14 protein-coding genes are annotated in these 18,114 nt (G+C 34.4%); 3 read left to right on the top strand and 11 right to left on the bottom strand.

Translation table 11 applies throughout. The features are described from left to right. Positions 1-2: 2 nt before the first annotated feature. The 9 genes from SB775_RS11605 to SB775_RS11565 form a co-directional block, all read right to left on the bottom strand. Complete coding sequence (locus tag SB775_RS11605) at positions 3-7,526, bottom strand: amino acid adenylation domain-containing protein (RefSeq protein ID WP_410861683.1); 7,524 nt, start codon at positions 7,524-7,526, stop codon at positions 3-5. 12 nt (positions 7,527-7,538) lie between these two features. Continuing rightward, positions 7,539-8,198, bottom strand: coding sequence for a hypothetical protein (locus SB775_RS11600; protein WP_410861682.1), 660 nt, complete (start codon positions 8,196-8,198; stop codon positions 7,539-7,541). A gap of 67 nt (positions 8,199-8,265) precedes the next feature. Then, positions 8,266-8,454, bottom strand: coding sequence for a hypothetical protein (locus SB775_RS11595; RefSeq protein WP_410861681.1), 189 nt, complete (start codon positions 8,452-8,454; stop codon positions 8,266-8,268). Positions 8,455-9,032: 578 nt separating this feature from the next. After that, on the bottom strand, positions 9,033-9,317 hold the full coding sequence (locus SB775_RS11590; RefSeq protein ID WP_061461674.1) for a transposase: 285 nt from the start codon (positions 9,315-9,317) through the stop codon (positions 9,033-9,035). Positions 9,318-9,406: 89 nt separating this feature from the next. Continuing rightward, positions 9,407-10,999, bottom strand: coding sequence for a hypothetical protein (locus tag SB775_RS11585; RefSeq protein WP_410861680.1), 1,593 nt, complete (start codon positions 10,997-10,999; stop codon positions 9,407-9,409). Further along, positions 10,974-11,690 (bottom strand): ABC transporter ATP-binding protein, encoded by a 717-nt coding sequence (locus tag SB775_RS11580; RefSeq protein ID WP_410861679.1) that lies wholly within the window; start codon positions 11,688-11,690, stop codon positions 10,974-10,976. The genes SB775_RS11585 and SB775_RS11580 overlap by 26 nt, the downstream gene beginning before the upstream one ends. 47 nt (positions 11,691-11,737) lie before the next feature. Next, positions 11,738-12,526 carry an ABC transporter permease gene (locus SB775_RS11575; RefSeq protein WP_089362839.1) on the bottom strand — a complete coding sequence of 263 codons (789 nt, stop codon included), beginning with the start codon at positions 12,524-12,526 and terminating at the stop codon, positions 11,738-11,740. Further along, positions 12,523-13,428: an ABC transporter ATP-binding protein gene (locus SB775_RS11570; RefSeq protein ID WP_410861678.1), complete on the bottom strand. Its 906-nt coding sequence runs from the start codon at positions 13,426-13,428 to the stop codon at positions 12,523-12,525. Before SB775_RS11570 ends, SB775_RS11575 begins: the two co-directional genes overlap by 4 nt. Beyond that, the gene (locus tag SB775_RS11565; protein WP_061461669.1) at positions 13,425-13,664 is read right to left on the bottom strand and encodes a PLD nuclease N-terminal domain-containing protein; all 240 of its coding nucleotides are present in this window, start codon (positions 13,662-13,664) and stop codon (positions 13,425-13,427) included. Before SB775_RS11565 ends, SB775_RS11570 begins: the two co-directional genes overlap by 4 nt. Before the next feature lie 450 nt (positions 13,665-14,114). On the opposite strand from SB775_RS11565, the gene SB775_RS11560 reads away from it, so the two are divergent. Further along, positions 14,115-14,660 carry a helix-turn-helix domain-containing protein gene (locus SB775_RS11560; RefSeq protein WP_089362838.1) on the top strand — a complete coding sequence of 182 codons (546 nt, stop codon included), beginning with the start codon at positions 14,115-14,117 and terminating at the stop codon, positions 14,658-14,660. 233 nt (positions 14,661-14,893) lie between these two features. On the opposite strand, the gene SB775_RS11555 is transcribed toward SB775_RS11560, so the two are convergent. Then, positions 14,894-15,454: a thioredoxin family protein gene (locus SB775_RS11555; RefSeq protein ID WP_410861677.1), complete on the bottom strand. Its 561-nt coding sequence runs from the start codon at positions 15,452-15,454 to the stop codon at positions 14,894-14,896. 204 nt (positions 15,455-15,658) lie between these two features. Between SB775_RS11555 and SB775_RS11550 the strand changes: the two genes are divergently transcribed. Both SB775_RS11550 and SB775_RS11545 read left to right on the top strand, forming a co-directional pair. Then, positions 15,659-16,510, top strand: a complete 852-nt coding sequence (locus tag SB775_RS11550; RefSeq protein WP_410861676.1) for a GRP family sugar transporter — start codon at positions 15,659-15,661, stop codon at positions 16,508-16,510. Positions 16,511-16,528: 18 nt separating this feature from the next. Continuing rightward, positions 16,529-17,314: a glucose-1-dehydrogenase gene (locus SB775_RS11545; protein WP_410861675.1), complete on the top strand. Its 786-nt coding sequence runs from the start codon at positions 16,529-16,531 to the stop codon at positions 17,312-17,314. An 88-nt stretch (positions 17,315-17,402) separates the two neighbouring features. Here SB775_RS11545 and SB775_RS11540 read toward each other — a convergent pair whose 3' ends face one another. Then, positions 17,403-17,759 carry a LysR family transcriptional regulator gene (locus SB775_RS11540; protein ID WP_410861674.1) on the bottom strand — a complete coding sequence of 119 codons (357 nt, stop codon included), beginning with the start codon at positions 17,757-17,759 and terminating at the stop codon, positions 17,403-17,405. Positions 17,760-18,114: the final 355 nt, after the last annotated feature.

Here is an 18,114-nt window from a genome sequence, read left to right as displayed (position 1 = left end):
CCTCACTTAACTTTCATTTTTTCTAACATTCCGTTTAAGATTTGATTAAATATAGAAATGACTGATGTCCTTAACTTTAGATTGACCGCTGCCTCATTAAACTTAATTTGAACACTTGAACCAGGGTTAATGATGATGACGATTGGATAATGGGTGGTTTCCCGCCCTTCTTTCAAACTTACATTGATTTCACCAGTATTAGCTAGTTGTATGGGATAGTTTTCAAAAGCATATAATGAGTCAAATAAATGATCTTTCATATTAGCCCATTCATAAATTTCTGATAATGGTGTATTCTCATAGGCACTTAGTTCCAAAAATTCCTTTTGAACCTCATCCAGCAGTTCCATGTAGGTCTTCTCTTGGCTGATATGCTTTATAAACGGAACGGTATTGATAAATGGACCAACCATAACCTCAATATTTTGAACCGGGATATTCCTGCCGGATGTCACTACGCCGCAACATACATTATCCGTACCTTTTAATTCTTTTAAAGTAGTTAGCCAAATAGTTAGAAAGAAAGTATTCATGGTAATCTTGTATTCCTGACAGAATCGTTGAATGGAATCACTCAATTCCTCATCCAGTACTTTCAAGTAGCTATTCTCAATGTAACCCTCGCCTTCCAACACTCCCGTTAAACTAGGTACAGAACTTCGGACACCTTCCAGTTTCCCTGCCCAATAGTCCCGCAGCTCCTTATTACTCGTATAATCTTTCATATATTCAACATACTTTTTAAATGAGGTACTCAAAGATGATGACGGTGTTATTGAATGATAAGAGTCAAAAATGTCATTAATCACCATCGAATAACTCCAACCATCCATAATAATATGATGGAATGTCCATATTAATTGGTACTCATTTTCCGCAAGCTTAACGATCATGAAGCTATTCAACCTATTGTTCTCGATATCTATGATTTTGTATTGATCTGCTAACAACTTTTCCAGCTTCGCTTTATGATCGGTCATTTCTTCATATTTAATCTCGATATCCATGGAACTCATTAATAGTTGATAGAATATCCCTTTTCTACTTGAATATAATTTCGTTTTTAAAATGTCATGTTTCCCAGCTGCTGTCTCAATGGCATTCTTTAATTTTGCGACGTCCAGAACGCCTTTCATATCAAAAATGAGTTGTACTTTATACTGACTGCTCTCACTATCAAATAAACTATGATATAACATCCCTTTTTGCAAAGCAGTCAATTCATAAATATCAACAATTCCTGTTTCTTTGCTTAGTAGTTGGTTAAGTTCCTCTTCAGGCACATCCACTAATGGAAAGTCTTCCGGACCGTACATCGAATTTTCCAATTTTGTCACTGCTTCTAACAATTCCAGCAAATTGTTTTGAATATAATTCTCAAAATCTTCTCTTACGAAATGTTTGTTGTAGTTTATTTTTATAGTTTGCTCTTCATTCACTACAAGTAATTCGATATCGACTTCATGCTCGGTATAGGAATTATGTTGAATATCATGTTCACTAAAAAAGATGACCTCCTTCGCAGCCAATTCATTGTTTTGATGAAATCTACCTAAATTATTAAAACTGATAAGCGGCTTATTTTGTTTCATTTGTGTCTCGCCACATAATTCGGTCATGATCCCATACTCAATCCCTTTATTAGGCAAGGCCCTTAACTTTTTCTTTGTACCTTTAATCGTGTTTGTAATGGATTGTTTATTTTCTAAATAAACCGGGCACATGGTCGTAAACCATCCCACTGTTCTGGATAAATCGACATCTGCGAATAATTCCTCGCGACCATGTCCCTCCAAAGTAAAATGAATATCTTTTTTATTAAAATAATTCCCGATTAGCATTGCAAAAATAGATAAGTATAGTTCATCGATGGATGCTTTATGAGCTTTTGTCATTTCATTATAGATTTTGTTTGTCATCTCTTTATTCAGCTTCATATCAAATGATCTTCCATCGTATGCATTCCCTGTTTTGACCAAGGCGTTTTCATACAGTGCGTTATTTTCATTCAGCCAGTACTCTTTAATGACTAAAGGAATACTATTTTTGTAATCATTAAGGTTATTTGCCCATTCCTTATATGATGTCGTTTTATTATCCAGTTTTAGTTCTTGTTCGTTAATATCTTGAATATATAGCCGGTCAAAGTCTTCGAGTAAGATTCTCCAGGAAACCCCATCAACAAGTAAATGATGAATGATCCAAATGATTCTATGCTCATTTTTGCCTGTATTGATGCATACAATTTTCATCAGCGGTCCGTTTGAAATGTTTATGCCCTCTTGTGCATCGATTCCGAGTTTAACAATTTCCTGTTCTTGTATGTCCTTATTCATGTTTGATAGATTTACGTAATTCAAAGTCCAATTTTCATTCGGGTCCGTATTTTTTTCTATTTGTGAAAATGCTTCTTTGATAGTGAACCTTGATCTCAGCCCATCATGATGTTTAACGATATGCGCCATGATCCTCATAAGCCTTTTCTCACTCAGTTGCGGGTAGCCCTTTAATGTTACGGATTGATTCCAATGATTATAATTATTTATTTGTTGAGAGAAAAACCAACTTTGAATAGGTGTAAATGATGCCTTTCCAAAAACGTCAGACTGATTTATCGTTAAATCCCCCGTCGATTCCACAACCTTTGCCAGCTCTTCGATACTTTGTTTTTCAAAGATATCTTTTGAAGTAATGAAAAGATTTTCTTTCTTGGCAAGTGAACAAATTTGAATGCTTAGGATGGAGTCTCCCCCACATTCGAAAAAGTTATCGCGGATGGCTATTTCCTGATTATTCAGGACCTCTTTCCATATCTTTAGCAATTTTTGTTCCGTTTCATTAATGACACTTTTACTTTTAGTCTCTTCCGAGTTCGTTTTTGTATCCGGTAAGCTCTTCGTATCCACTTTGCCGTTAACGGTCAGCGGAAAAGATTCCATTTTAATGAAGTAAGAAGGAATCATATAATGAGGAAGATGATTCTTCATATAATCCCTGATATGATTTTCTTCCAGATCATTGTCTGAGATATAATAAGCAATGATGAATTTCTTCGATTTAGATTCATCTTTTATCGCGATAAAGCAATCCTTTATACCTGTACATTTGTTTAGAACAGCACTGATCTCACCAAGTTCGATACGATATCCCCGGATTTTCACTTGGTCATCCGCTCTTCCTGCAAATAGTAAATTTCCATCCTCGGTATACTTAACCAAATCTCCAGTTTTATAAAGCCTTTTTGAGGGATTGAACGGACTCGGAATAAAGCTTTCATCGTTCTTCTCCGGATTATTTATATATCCTCTTGCAATTCCTTTTCCGCCGATATACAGCTCGCCTATTTGCCCTTTAGGTGTAGGCTTCATCCTGGAATTCAACACGAACGCTTCTGCATTTAGAATTGGCTTACCAATGGGGATCACTGTATCATCACTTGGAAGTACCTTATATACAGTCGCTACGACAGTACCCTCCGTTGGCCCATAATTATTATATAAGTCAAAACTCAAACGATCAGGTTTCGTTTTTAAACGATCCCCACCTGTCAATATAGCTCTGATTGATTGCGGGAATTTCATTTCGTTGATAAATAATTGCTCTAGCAGTCCCGTTGAAAAAAATGCGAGTGTGACACTCTCCTTTTCTAACTTCTCCGAAAGGATCTCCACATCCAGTAAATCATAGTAATCCAGAATCAGGAGTTTATTCCCATTCGTTAGGTAAGGGAATGCCTCCCAAACAGAAGCGTCAAAAGATGTATTCGAAACCAGTAATGCTGCATCTTTTTCATCAACAGAATAATAATCGATATGCCAATCACAGAGGTTTGCCAATCCGCCATGTTCAATCATGACTCCTTTAGGTTTTCCCGTTGTTCCTGAAGTGTAGATGATATAGGCCAAATCATTATCCGATAGCTTTCTTGAATCGAATTCTTCACATTCACTTTCTCTTACTTTTAGTATGTCTTCAATCAATATTAGTTTTCCTTTATCACCGGGATACTTTGAAAGTCCTTCTTCATTACTTAAACAATATATGATTTGAGAATCCTCAATCATATGTTTCAGCCGCGACTCTGGCTGTGATGGGTCCAAAGGCACGTACCCTGCCCCAACTTTCATAATGGCTAAAATAGCCGTTACCATATTGATCGATCGATCCATAAAAATACCTATTCTATCTTCTGCACCTACATCGTTTCGGAATAATTTATGTGCCACCTGATTTGCCCGGGCATTTAACTCGCTATACGATACTTGATCATCTCCATGAACAATGGCAATATCATTGAAATTTGTACGTACTTTATTCTCAAACCTAGTTATTACATCTTCAAAATGTTGATCTTCCATTTCTTGTTTTACGTTACTTGTCCCCATTTCGATTAGTGATTGTAACTGTGCAGGCTCTAAATAGGTAATGTCCTTTAATTTCCTGCTTTCCTGGGTTGTAATCTCTTGCAGCCAATATTTGAAATTTTTAGCCATTCTTTGAATCGTCGTTTTATTGAATAATGATTTGTTGAATTCAAACGAAATGACTAATTCATCCTCATCAATTTCCTCTACCTGAACAACCAAATCAAATTTAGCTTTAAAGGTATTGATTTTTTTTGGTTTTAATTTGAAATCTTTATAAGCCAGCTTTTCTTTTTGGTTATTCTGCAGAACAAATACTGTATCGAACAAAGGCGTATTTTCCATGGTTCTTTCTTCCGATGAATATTTTAAAATTTCTTTAGTAGGTAAATTTTGATGGTCAAAAACACCTGCAATATTTTTTATATTTTTTCTTAAAATACCTTTAAATGAATCATCCTGAGATACCTTTATTTTAAAGGGCAAGGTGTTGACGAAATAACCTATCAATTGTTCTGTATCCACATGGTTTCTCTTCGCCAATGGACTTCCGACGACAACTTCCTCTTCATCAAAATAAACAGACAAAAAGGTTTGATAGGCTGTAAGTAAACTCATGAACAAAGTCGACTTCGTTTTTTTATGAAGACTTTCCAGATTGTGCTGAATATCTTTTGGTAACAAGAAGCTGATAATATCGGAGGTGCTTTTACCTTCTCCTGTTTTTTGATGATCATATTGTAATAAGGACTTTTGCCGTAATGCAGTTATTTCATTACTCCAGAACTCATTATCCTTGCCATTTATATAATTTGGTGAGTTTTTTTGCCATAAAGCATAATCTCCATATTGAATGGATTTGTTATTTATATCATTTTGTTCCCCATTCTCGATTTCCTCATAAATGGAAAACCATTCATTGATCATTAATGGAATCGACCAACCATCAAAAATAATATGATGGATATTACATATTAATTGATATTCACATTCATTTTTCTTCACTAACGCAATCCATAAGAGAGGACCATTACTTATATCGAATTGTCGTTCCGTTTCTTCATTCACCAAGTGATTTATTTTTTCTTCCTGTATGTCTAAAGGAATGTCCGAAACATCAATATAGTTAATACAATGGTTAATCGACTCATCAAAAACCAAGATGCCTTTTCCAGATTGTTCTCTTATGATACTTTTTAAAATTTGATGTTTATTGCTCAGCTTATCTAAAGATATCTCCAGTTTTCCTTTATTCACTTCACCTGATATTTCATAAGAAAAAACTATGTTATATAACGATTTATCTACATTGGTTTGGTGAATGAACCACAAATTTTCTTGTTCATATGTTAAAGGGTATGTATTCATGTCATTTATAGGTATATAATCTTGCTTTACCTCTTCTTTTTTACGGGTTTCTAAAACTTGGGATAATTTCGTAATCGTATCGTTATCCAAAAAAACTGAAGGAGCGATTTCGGTATTGAATTGATCTTTTATCTTGACAATTAATCTCATTATCGATAATGAGTTCATTCCACTTTCAAGTAGTGACTGATTATTTTTTATAACCTCATTACCTATGATGCTAACAACCACTTCTCTTACTTTTTCACTTATTTTTTCATCTGCTGGACTCTTAATACTCGATGCAGTTTCACTGTCTTTTATAATGACTTTGGGTAATAATGATTTGTCCAGTTTTCCGTTTACAGTTAAGGGGATGTTGTCTACCTTGATAAAAAAGCTTGGTATCATATAGGACGGTAATGAGCTTCCTACACTTTCCCTCAAATAATCAGCAGCTAATTCCTCATCAGCAACATAGTATAAAAATAAATGCTTATCATCATTAAACGCTGTATCCATTGTAACGACAGCATTCTTGATGTTTTTCAATTCATTGTACGAGCTCTCAATTTCCCCTAATTCAATCCTGAAACCCCTTAGCTGCACTTGCTCATCATTCCTGGAGATATATTGCAGATCCCCATCATCTAAAACTTTCACTACATCTCCTGACTTATAGTAGCGAACATTATCGATATAAGTAAATTTCATCTTATTCATCATGGCATTTTTATAGTAACCTAGCGAAACACCTTTTCCTGAAACGTATAACTCGCCCTCTTCATCTCCGGTTACTTCTTCTCCATTTTGATTCATTACTTTAAATCCAAGATGAGGCAGGACTTTTCCGATATTAGTGATTCCTTTTTCAACATCACTTTTAGCGATTTCTTTGTATGTTACATGAACGGTGGTTTCAGTTATTCCATACATATTTATTAGCTTTGGCAGCCTGCCGTTTTCTGGCGAAAACCACTGCGCCAATTTTTTGAAGTTTAATGCTTCCCCTCCAAATATAATGTATTTTAAACTCAATTCATTTTGACGATTTATGAGCTCTCCACTCACCTCGAAGAAAGCACTTGGCGTACAATTAAAAACGGTTGTTTGAGTACTTACCATTAAATCAACAAAAGATATTGGATTTCTGCTTTCTTCAAATGAAACCATTACGACTTCTCCGCCATAAATCCAAGCTCCCCACATCTCCCAAACGGAAAAATCAAATGCGTAGGAATGGAAAAATGTCCATTTATCTTTATTACTAAACTCGAACAAACCCTCGCAACCTAAAAACAAGTTCATGACATTTTCATGTGAAACACAAACTCCTTTAGGCTTGCCGGTTGAGCCCGATGTAAAAATGATATAAGCTGGATCCTTTGGGTCAATTAAGGTATGTAAATTATCACCTGTTCTATCTTTAGAATTCTCTACCACCTCATCAATGGTTAAATGCCCACAATCAAAATCGTCAAGCTGACCTTTATCCCCTATTAATAACTTCAATTCCGAATTCCTTATTATATGCTTTACTCTTTCATCCGGACTTTTAGGGTCGATAGGTACATAGGTAACACCCAATTTAAGGAGTGCTATGATTAAAAATAAAACATACTCGGACTTTTCAATATAGATTCCGACATTGTCTCCTATATTTATCCCTTGATCCTTTATATACATCGCCATTTTATTTGCCAAAATATTCGTTTCTTTATATGAAAAGTGCATATCTTTATTTCTTACTGCAATATTGTTCTCATATTTCCTAACACTTGCCTCAAATAAATTCACTAAAGAATCCATATTCATCATTTTCCCCCATCATTTTAAATATGTGCCTGATGCGACCGTCAACATATGAAAAACTAAAGAAATTAAAGCTATGAAAATCGTTATGATTAATGCTTTTTTCCTCTTAATGAGTGCTAATTTTTCTAAGCTATAGCTGAATAAAATTAAACTGACAATATAAAACAATTCAAACTCAGCCAAGAATGTGTGAAGAATTGAAGTTTTATCATGCACGAGTAAGGATAAACTAGTAAATGTCGTTTCCTTGCTCTTAACCAATAATGCGATTATTGCATTAACACCAGATCCAACTACAATGCATATCCCTGCATTAATGACAGCTTGACAAATCCCTTTTATATTTACCAATCTTTCTTTTGAGAATAAAAATAATAGGCATACAATTATTATTTGAATAATAAATGTAACCAATAATCCAAGAGCTCCCATTACAATTGTGTTTATGGCAAAACTCATGACCCCTATCTCTGAAATGGACATGCCATTTAATACATTCATCCCTTTTTGATCTGCAGAATATAACAAAAGCGTCGTTTCGATACCTGCAATTAAACTGAGGATCAATAACGAAATGATTAACTTATGTACTCTTTCCTCTTTTTTAAATAGATATTGTACTAGTTTGTTATTGTTTTTAAATTCAGCATTTGCTTCCACTTTTAATTCCATTGGTATTCCCCCTCAATTTATTTTCTGGAATTTATTAGAAAATAAACCCCTTCACTTTCCTTAATCTTTATTTGTCGGATTCCGTTAAATATGCCTCCAAAAAGTCAGAGTCAGTTTTCGTTTTAGCTTCAATATCGATTCCCATTGGATGCAGTTGATCAAAAATCAAGATTCCAAAAGTTTTATCTGTATGAGTGATGGAAATACCGATGTTCATTGGTAAAAGACAAGTTATTAACAATGACCGGCTGTCCAAATTCTCCTTTCAACGGGAATATATTCTTTATTTCATCCAAACCTATATCTAAAAATTCATAATTGCTTTTTTCCACAAACAAACTTTTCTTTGCTTCAATTATTTTTTGGGGCCAGCTTGCAAATTAAATAATTCCATTCTTTTCGTTGAAAATATCATCAATATAGTCCAAATTGACTGAATCCTTTTCATAAAACTTTATCTCTAAGTTTTGAAAATTTTTTTATTCATAAAATATTCAATCAATTATAATGAATCTCCTCCAAATTACATCCATTTTTATCCTGTAAAATTTCTTTTTTAAAACAAATATTTCATTTTCCAGGTTAATTATTACCTATTATCATTATCGATAACACTTTATCACAACAATTTTGTCGAGTCCATTAAAAATTTGTAAATTATCGACATTAAATAATAACTTTACCAATTTACCTAATGTTAATTTATTTAAATATTTTTATAAAAATATAAAAATATTTAATTGGCCACCTTTATTTCTCAATAAAAAAAGCCGTATTTTATTTTTCACTATAATTGTGAAAAATAAAATATGGCTTTATATACTGTTCATTCATTTATGGTTGTTTCGTGAAAATATGCATTGCCTTTTTTAATATCTCATTCTCTTCCTGTAAGTCTTTGATTATTTTATCCTTTTCCTCTTTCAGGCTTAGCCCTGTAAAACCATTACGGGAATCCTCCAAGCCCTCTTCATTTGTTTCTTTATAATTATTGATCCAATTTCTTAATGTAGGTATCGAGATATTGAGCTCTTCGGCCAATTCTCTAGGTTTTCTGCCTTCTTCCAATACTAATCGAGCAGCATAAATTTTAAAATCTTTATCATGGTGCTTCCCCATAATAAGACACTCCTTTTTTAAATTTATTTAGTGCCGATTTTCTGTACATCCTTTATCAACGAAAAAAAATTTTTCCAATATAAAGACTTTCATAAATATAGTTTCAACCTATTAACCAAAACGGAATTGATTACTATTACGATCATTAAAATTATGAGAGCTCCCATAATTGGCTGGACACTGAACCAGACCAAGCCAAAATGAATGAGTGCAACCATGATTAAAAATGGAAATCCATAAAGTAGGCTTATTAATACATTGGGGTTTGATTTAATTGCAGCTGATGGGTTCTCCCATTCTATACTTGGGTTTTTCATATCATATATGGGTGTTAGAAGATTATAGCAAACCACTAAACAAGAAATAATTAATAACATGACTGCACTTTCCAATTCCCAATGGCCAAATAGAGCAAATATTAAAAAGCTGATCACTACGGCTATAATACTGATAATTGATGAAAATATCACTTTAGAAAAATAAACATATCTTTCATTAAAAGGGGCACTTTTCAGTAAATAATGATATTTCCCTTCTCTTGAATATGGGGTTCCGCTTATATTATTTATACAACTCAAAAAGAGGACAGAATATGAAAAGTATTTATCAAAGACTCCTTCTTTCGTTATATCCAAATAATTTGGAAACACTTCCTTCTGTATCAACAATAGCATTACAAGTGAAAAGATTGGCGGTAATAAAAGACCTAAAACTATTTGCATCTTAAAATATGCTTCAGACTTAATGATCCATATCTCTCTTTGTAAATAGTTACTCCATTGATTTTTGGAGATATTGACCTTTGAGTTTTTCATATTCGTTTTATTATTTTCCAATAACCCGTTTTTAAAATAATTAACAGAAATGTTTTCTATAATGAATGTATATAATAGGAAACTGATTAATATTGTCGAAATATAGATAACAAGAAAATGAGCAGTTATTTCATCTGATACAAATGCATCTAGTATCCAATTAATCACTGGAATCATATTTGCGGTTTCAAACATATGTTTCATTATGAATTCCAATGAGTTTTTTAACCCTTCAATAGAATTCAAATCAATATCCGAAATGACCTTTGATATAGCAATTGATGATTTTCCAGCAAAATAAACAATGGAACTAATCAAAAGCATTAGGATGACGGCAATGTTCACCATTAAATATGTTATTTTATTTTTGAATTTATAATAATACCTATTAATGCACGACAGAATGAATAGGAGAATCAATGCCGTTAATCCATTTACAATGGGTAAAAATATTAATAATTTAATCGCTTCCATAAACTTTTGATCGACTATCAAGAATCCCATGGTCGGCACTTGGATTACCATCGATAAGATGATAGGCACCCATAAGCTACTTAGTACCTTAGCCTTTGATATCTCCTTATAGGTCAGTGGCAGCGGAGCCAATACTTTAAATTCATAATAAGCAAATATTTGCGATGTGGATAAATAGCAAACCAATGCAAAGACGAGAATGCTCGAAATGGTTAAATTGTAAAACAGGAAGACCTGGGTATCCCCAAGAAAATAAACAAAGGCATTTACGACAGTTAGCTGCAAAAACATATAAAAAACGGCTATTATCAAAACAGCCTGCAGCATTGTCTGCTTGGGCATTTTATAGAAGGAAGAAACGAAAAATCTAGTTAATTGAAGTTTTTCCTTCATATACCTGAGCCTCCATAAAGGTAGATTCTAAAGAACTTTCACCTATTATATTTTTTATTTCATCATGCAGGATGATTTTACCCTCTTTTAAAATAGCCACTGTATTACAAATTTTTTCTGCCACATCTAATAGATGTGTCGAGAAAAACACTGTACCGCCCATTTCAACATATTGTTTGATTAACCCCTTAAAAACTAAAACGGCGTTTGGATCTAATCCATTTAACGGTTCATCCATAATGATGATCGGGGGATTAATGGTAAAAGCCGCTATCAGGGATACCTTATGCATCATCCCATAAGAATAGCTTCCCATTGGCTTTTTAATGAAATCCTGCATCCCAAACCGATTGATATATTTCCCCAAACGTTCTTTGTCATCATTCCCATATAGGTTCATCAAGAACCGAATCCAATCAAACCCCGAAACATTTTTAAATACATTGATAGTATCAGGAATGAAGAAAAATTGTTTTTTAAATTCTATGCCGTCTTCCTTGGTCAGGCCATTTATTTCAACCTTTCCATTTTCATAATCCAATATGCCTGTAATAATATTCAGCGTAGTTGTTTTTCCTGCACCATTCGCACCTATAAAACCTAAAATTTCCCCTTTTTTGATTTTTAGATTTACACCATTCAATATCTTCTTTGTTGAGTAGCTTTTCTCTAAATCTGTGATGCTTAACAATGTTATCATCCTCCAATCACTTCATGAATAACACATTTCCTCCCAAACTATTCGTTATTGAATTTCTTTTTTGAAATCCATATGTTCGTTACTAATATCGTTAGCGCCGTCAACGCAAGTGCCGCTAATGCACCCCAAATCGCCTGTGTATTGACTGTACCTAAAATCAGTACTTCCATGGCATGTTTACTCATGCTCGCTGGATTCAAATTGTCCATAACCGGATTTAAACCAACAATGATTCTGCAGCCGAGGAGAAATACTATCGAAATTATTGCAATAATACCCTGACTATTAAAAATGGTACTGATCATCGTCGTGAATGAAACGATAAATAGAATCCACAGCAGATAGAACAGCAAAGCTATTATTAAATCCACAAAATCAACACTCGTAAACAAAAAAACTACATACAGATATGAAACCAAGTATCCTAATGCTACACTGCAGGCAACAAATAGATAGTTGGAAATGATTTTCCCGCTTATATAAGATACAACCGTCACGGGCCTTGTAAGAATGAAAGCCAGCATACCATTTGCTTTATCAGATTGTACGACCCCCATCATGGAAACGATGATGATCATGACCCCCAGCTGATCAAATTGGGACCCTAATGTACTTGCAAGAACTTCGCCGCCTTTTTGTGCAGCCATGCTTGGATCAATCGTGATTCCTTGGCCCCCACCCAGTGCCTCTAATATTGAAGGTAAGTAATAGCTTACAACTGGTTGAGTTATTCCTAAAAATATAAATACAAGTGGCAGCCAAATCACTTTAAATTCACGTACCATCTGAACAAATTCCTTTTTCGCTAAAACGGTAAAATTATTCATTTTTCCACCACCAATTTTAAGAATATCTCTTCCAATGTATCGTTATCTATTTCAAACCTTACAAGATCAACATTATGCTCAAGAGCACTCGCGAGTAACATGTTCTTGTTCGACTCAATATTTTCCACTTCTATCTTCAATTTATTTCCCGTTACCTCTACACCTTTTACAAAGTTCAAGCTTTTAACGTTTTCAATCCATTTTTGACTTTTAGAGGTTATATCGACATTTATTTTATTTCCGCTATTCCTGTTTAATAATTCTGACATTGTTGTATCTTCGATTTTTTTACCACTCTTTATTATGACAAATCTCTCACATATTTCTTCTGCATCGCTTAATATATGTGTCGATATTAAAATTGTCGTATCTTTCTTTATTTCTTTTATTATATTTAACACTTCTCTCCGGCCGATTGGATCTAATGCTGAAACTGGTTCATCCATGACAATCAATGCTGGTTTATGTAACAACGCTTGTGCAATTCCAAGCCTCTGTTTCATTCCGCCTGAAAAAGTCCTCACCTTCGAATTCTCTTCCCCGCTCAAACCTACTTTCGACATTATCTCTGGAATGCCCCTTAGTAATTCTTCCTTCTTGATGCCTGAGAGCTGCCCCATGAAAGTTAGTGTTTCTTTGGCAGTCATCCATTGAAAGAAGTTTGGGTATTGCGGTAAGTAGCCTATTTCCTTTTTCATTTTTGAAATTTTCTTACCATCAAGCAATATCTCTCCCATACTTGGATCTATAATATCTGCAATCACTTTTATTAGTGTCGATTTACCAGCCCCATTTGGCCCGATCAATCCAACACATTCCCCTGATTGCAGTTCCATTGAAAAATTATTGACCGCTGTTTTTTCTTTGAATTTTTTTGTAACATTTCTAATTTCTAATTTCATATTCTGTCACTGTCCTTTCTACCAATAACGAAGTACAGAATTGGACCAATAGTATTTGCAAAAATAATGATGAGTGTCCACAATAAAACATTTTTTCTCGTCTTTCGATGTCTGTATAAATCAATCAATGCTATAAGGACTAAAATCAATCCAATAACAATTACCGGTAAAATAATCGGCAGAATAGACATGAAATCAATATCTTTCAATTCGTTCCATCCATAATGCAATTCCATATATAATCACTCCTTTAATAACGAAATAATGTTATCATTATCAATAATGATAACATGTAAATTGGAATATTGCACCTATTTTTTTCTTTATAAAATATTGTTTTAGTTTTTATTGTTATTTATAATGATAATATTATCATTATAAATAACAATAAAAATATAATGATATTTTTAACGCTTATTCGTGTATATCCTCTATGCTTTATTGCATGGAGAGATTAGCTTTTAACAATTGAAAATATTTAAAATGGCTTTTTATTTACTTCGAAAAAATATTTCGGTAATATTATTTTTCCAAATGTGTCATTTTCGTAAATGAAAATGATTCCAACATTACAATATATGATTAAATAAACTTATTATTCATGACCTATAAGGAAAGAGAACTGCTGAAACATCAAAATTGATTAACATTATCCAGTTATTAATTTCTAATGTAAGGAGAATACGATGATTAATAAAGCTGAAATTTTAATGCACCCTGTAAGAATAAAGATTTCTCAAGCTTTAATGAGAAACAGGGAAAATGGTTTAACACCTTTAGAAATGTTAAAAATCATTAAAGATGTACCACAAGCAACATTATATAGACATATACAGGTTTTGTTGGATTCAGGGGTCATTCGCATTGTAAAAGAGAAAAAAGTGAGATCCGTTTCCGAAAAATACTATGTTTTAAATGAAGAAGAAGCGCGACTTAGCGGGGAAGAATGGAAAAAATCTTCAAATGAGAAAAAGCTGAACTTTTTTTCTTATTATCAATTATCCCTTATGACTCAATATCAGAACTATCTTACTAAATTAGAAGAAAGAGACTGCTCAGAAGATGGGTCAACCTTTTCACTTTTAGAACTAAAGCTTGATGATGAAAGTTTTATTAACTTTCAAAATGAATTGAACGATTTAATGTTGAAATACTACAAAGCTACGGATCAAAGTGCTAAACAGGACTCTCCAATACGAACCATCGGCGTTACAATTATTCCAGAATCATAAACAAATGAAAAAGGCTGTTCCAAAACCATGGTACCATAAATAATATAGAAAAAAACGTTAAAAACATATCTATATATTCACAAGCAATAGGTCCCAATCTCTTTTGGAACAGCCCCTTCATAATGGAAGAAACTCCAATAAAAAAAGTTTACCACCAAGTTTTTATTATTTGCTTTGAGGACATCAAAATGAGTATACCCGATGTCAGCCGCAAGAGGGTCACTCATCAACTATCAAATTTTCCCCAAAGCTTCCTTGATACTGCCGTATACTTCGTCCCAAAGGTGCTTATCTTCAGAAAAAGCCACTGTTATCTTTTTAAAAACTTCTTTTTGCTCTGCCTCAAAACTTTCATCATCCTTAACAGGCAGGTCAGATCTCAACTCCATTACGTACTCTTGCACTTTTGGTGCACGAGGTCCCCAAACCGCTTTTTCTTCACCATTCCTATCAATGAATATAAAGATTGGAATAGAACGCGCTGTTCCATTCGTTAAGTATTGATCGATCAGCTCAAGATTTTGATCTCGTAAAACCATGCGAGTTTCAATATTTGCCGCTTCAGATATATTCAGCAGAATAGGTATATTCATCATTGCATCTCCGCACCAGTCTTCAGTAATGACAATTGCTCGAAGTTCCTTCGATTCTAATTCATTTAAAAAAACTTGATCCGCTTCAGTAATGGAAAAACGCTCCTGAATCGATTGTAAGTTTTCTTTATGGACTTTCATCGAAGATATAAATTCTTTAGCCGGAATCCCCTTTTCAAACCATTCATTCAGTGTCGTCATACTATTTCTCCTATCTATTTATAAGTTAAAAGTAGCATAAACCACTTATTATTTCATTGTTTCAGCCCTAAAATTACAAATGGTAAATTAAATCCATGTTTTCATTCCCGTGTAAAGGGAAAACTCTAAATACATTCAATAGCTTACTAACTAACTATTTTATATTCATTAGAACATTGTTTTCTAGTTTAGGAGATGAAATTTGTGGAAGGTTTTCTCTTTGCGCTACTCCCTGCATTGACATGGGGCAGCTTAGTGCTTGTTTCCGAAAAACTTGGAGGTAACTCTTATAATCAAACACTTGGCATTACAATCGGTTCATTACTGTTTGCCATCGTGATGTCTATCATCAATCCACCCGAATGGAGCAGTCTAGTCTGGATTGTCGGCATCATATCCGGAATAGGGTGGGCATTCGGGCAATTATTTCAGTTTAATAGCGTCAAGGAAATCGGAGTATCTAAAACCGTTCCAATCTCAACCGGACTGCAAATCCTGGGAAATACATTTTTTGCCGTTATCCTTTTCAGGGAATGGAATGACAAAATTACAATCATCATCGGCATAGCTGCAATCATCTGCTTGATTACGGGTGTCTTGCTGACAAGCTATGGCGACGGTGAAAACAAAAAAGAAGGAAGCATGAAAAAAGGGATTTTTTATCTTGTCATTTCAACGTTGGGTTATGTTACATATGTCATTGTTGTCAGATGGAATGAAGTTGACGGATGGTCGGCCATCCTGCCACAAGCAATTGGCATGTTCCTAGCTGCCCTGCTCCTTTCCATCAAACATAAACCGTTTAATAAGTATGCCGGAAGAAATATTCTAACCGGAATGATGTGGGCAGTGGGTAATATCGGTCTCCTGCTCGCTAATCCAAAGGTTGGCGTTGCCATTGCATTCTCATTTTCCCAAATGGGAATCGTCATTTCCACTTTAGGAGGCATCTTTCTTTTAGGAGAGAGAAAATCCAAAAAGCAGATGGCCTTCGTCATCATCGGATGTGTACTCGTAATTGCTGGTGGAATCATGATTGGCTTTACAAAAGAATAGTAAAAGGAGCGATAAATGATGTATGAAGATTTAGAGAAAAAAGTAGTCGTGATCACTGGGGCGGCAAAAGGGTTAGGAAAAGCCATGGCCGAAAGGTTCGGTAAAGAAAAAGCACATGTCGTATTAAATTATCACACTGAAAATGGCGACCATAAGGAAATCATTAAAACGATTGAAGCAGCAGGCGGGAAAGCCGCAGCCATTCAAGGCGACGTTTCAAAGGAAGCAGATGTAAAGAAATTACTTTCATTTGCTATCGACACTTTCGGTACCATCGACATCATGATCAACAATGCAGGCATTGAAAATGAAGTCCCGAGCGAAAAGCTGACGCTTGAGGATTGGCAGAAAGTCATCGATGTAAATCTTACGGGTATGTTCCTCGCAAGCAGGGAAGCTATCAGTTATATGCTCGATCATGGTATCAAGGGCAATATCATTAATATGTCTTCCGTTCATGACCGGATTCCATGGCCTCATTTTGCCCATTATGCAGCAAGTAAGGGCGGTGTGAAGATGATGACAGAAACCCTTGCACTTGAATATGCTCCTAAAGGGATACGGATAAATAACATTTCCCCCGGCGCAATCGACACACCCATCAATGCAGAGAAGTTCAATGACCCAAAATCTAAACAAGAAGTCATCGACCTGATACCGATGGGATATATCGGTAAACCGGAACAGATTGCCGCTTGTGCTGCCTGGCTAGCCTCAGCTGAATCAAGCTACGTAACGGGCATGACCTTATATGCTGATGGCGGTATGACCAAATATCCAGGATTCCAAGCAGGAAAAGGCTGAAGTTTTTCTGTTTTAGGTAGCTGTTGAAATTTCCCTTTTATAACAAGAAAAAGTCATGTATATGGATAGTAGAAAAGAATTTGAGGGACTAGGTCTCTCTTCTTTGTTTCTGAAGCAATTTATCCATTAATGCATCATTTGTTGCTGAAATAAATTTAAAGCGTAAATTGGGGTTTTCCATTTTCCATAGAGGAAGAGCAAATGGAATAAAGTATTGCGATGTAATGATATTAGCCCCTATCTTTATTTCCTCCAGTTCGCTTCCTGTTTTCAACTGTTTTTTCCCCTGTTGAAAGGTGCGAATAATTTGATCCGCAAATGGAATGAAGGCTTTCCCTTTTTCGGTTAAAATAATCCCTCTCCCTTGCCTCTCAAATAGTACTGAATCGAGTTCACTCTCAAGTGTCTTAATTCTTGCCGAAACCGTTGGCTGTGATAAAAACATTGCCTCTGCGGCTTTATGAAACTATTAAGGTGAACAACATACATAAAAGCTTCAATATGGTCAATATTCATCTTCCCAACTCCTTTTTCCAAAATGAACGCAAAAAGCTCCTGTTCGCTTATCGCGTTCAGGAGCTTTTGGTTGTCCAATCAGCTCATCCTATTATAATAATTCTTTCTCCGATTTTAATCCTATAAAACCAATAAGTAAAGGTGTAATTTAATTAACTGAACAATCAACAAGTCACGATATATTTATTGTGATTCATACAACATGATATTCAAGGAACCTAATACTATTTATGCAGATAGAGGATTCTAAATAAATAAAACTAATAGTTCCATTCTCTTTTTGC

The organism is Peribacillus sp. SIMBA_075, assembly GCF_046534585.1.
The sequence above is the reverse complement of the archived record's forward strand: the minus strand, read 5'-3'. Positions and strand labels throughout refer to the sequence as shown.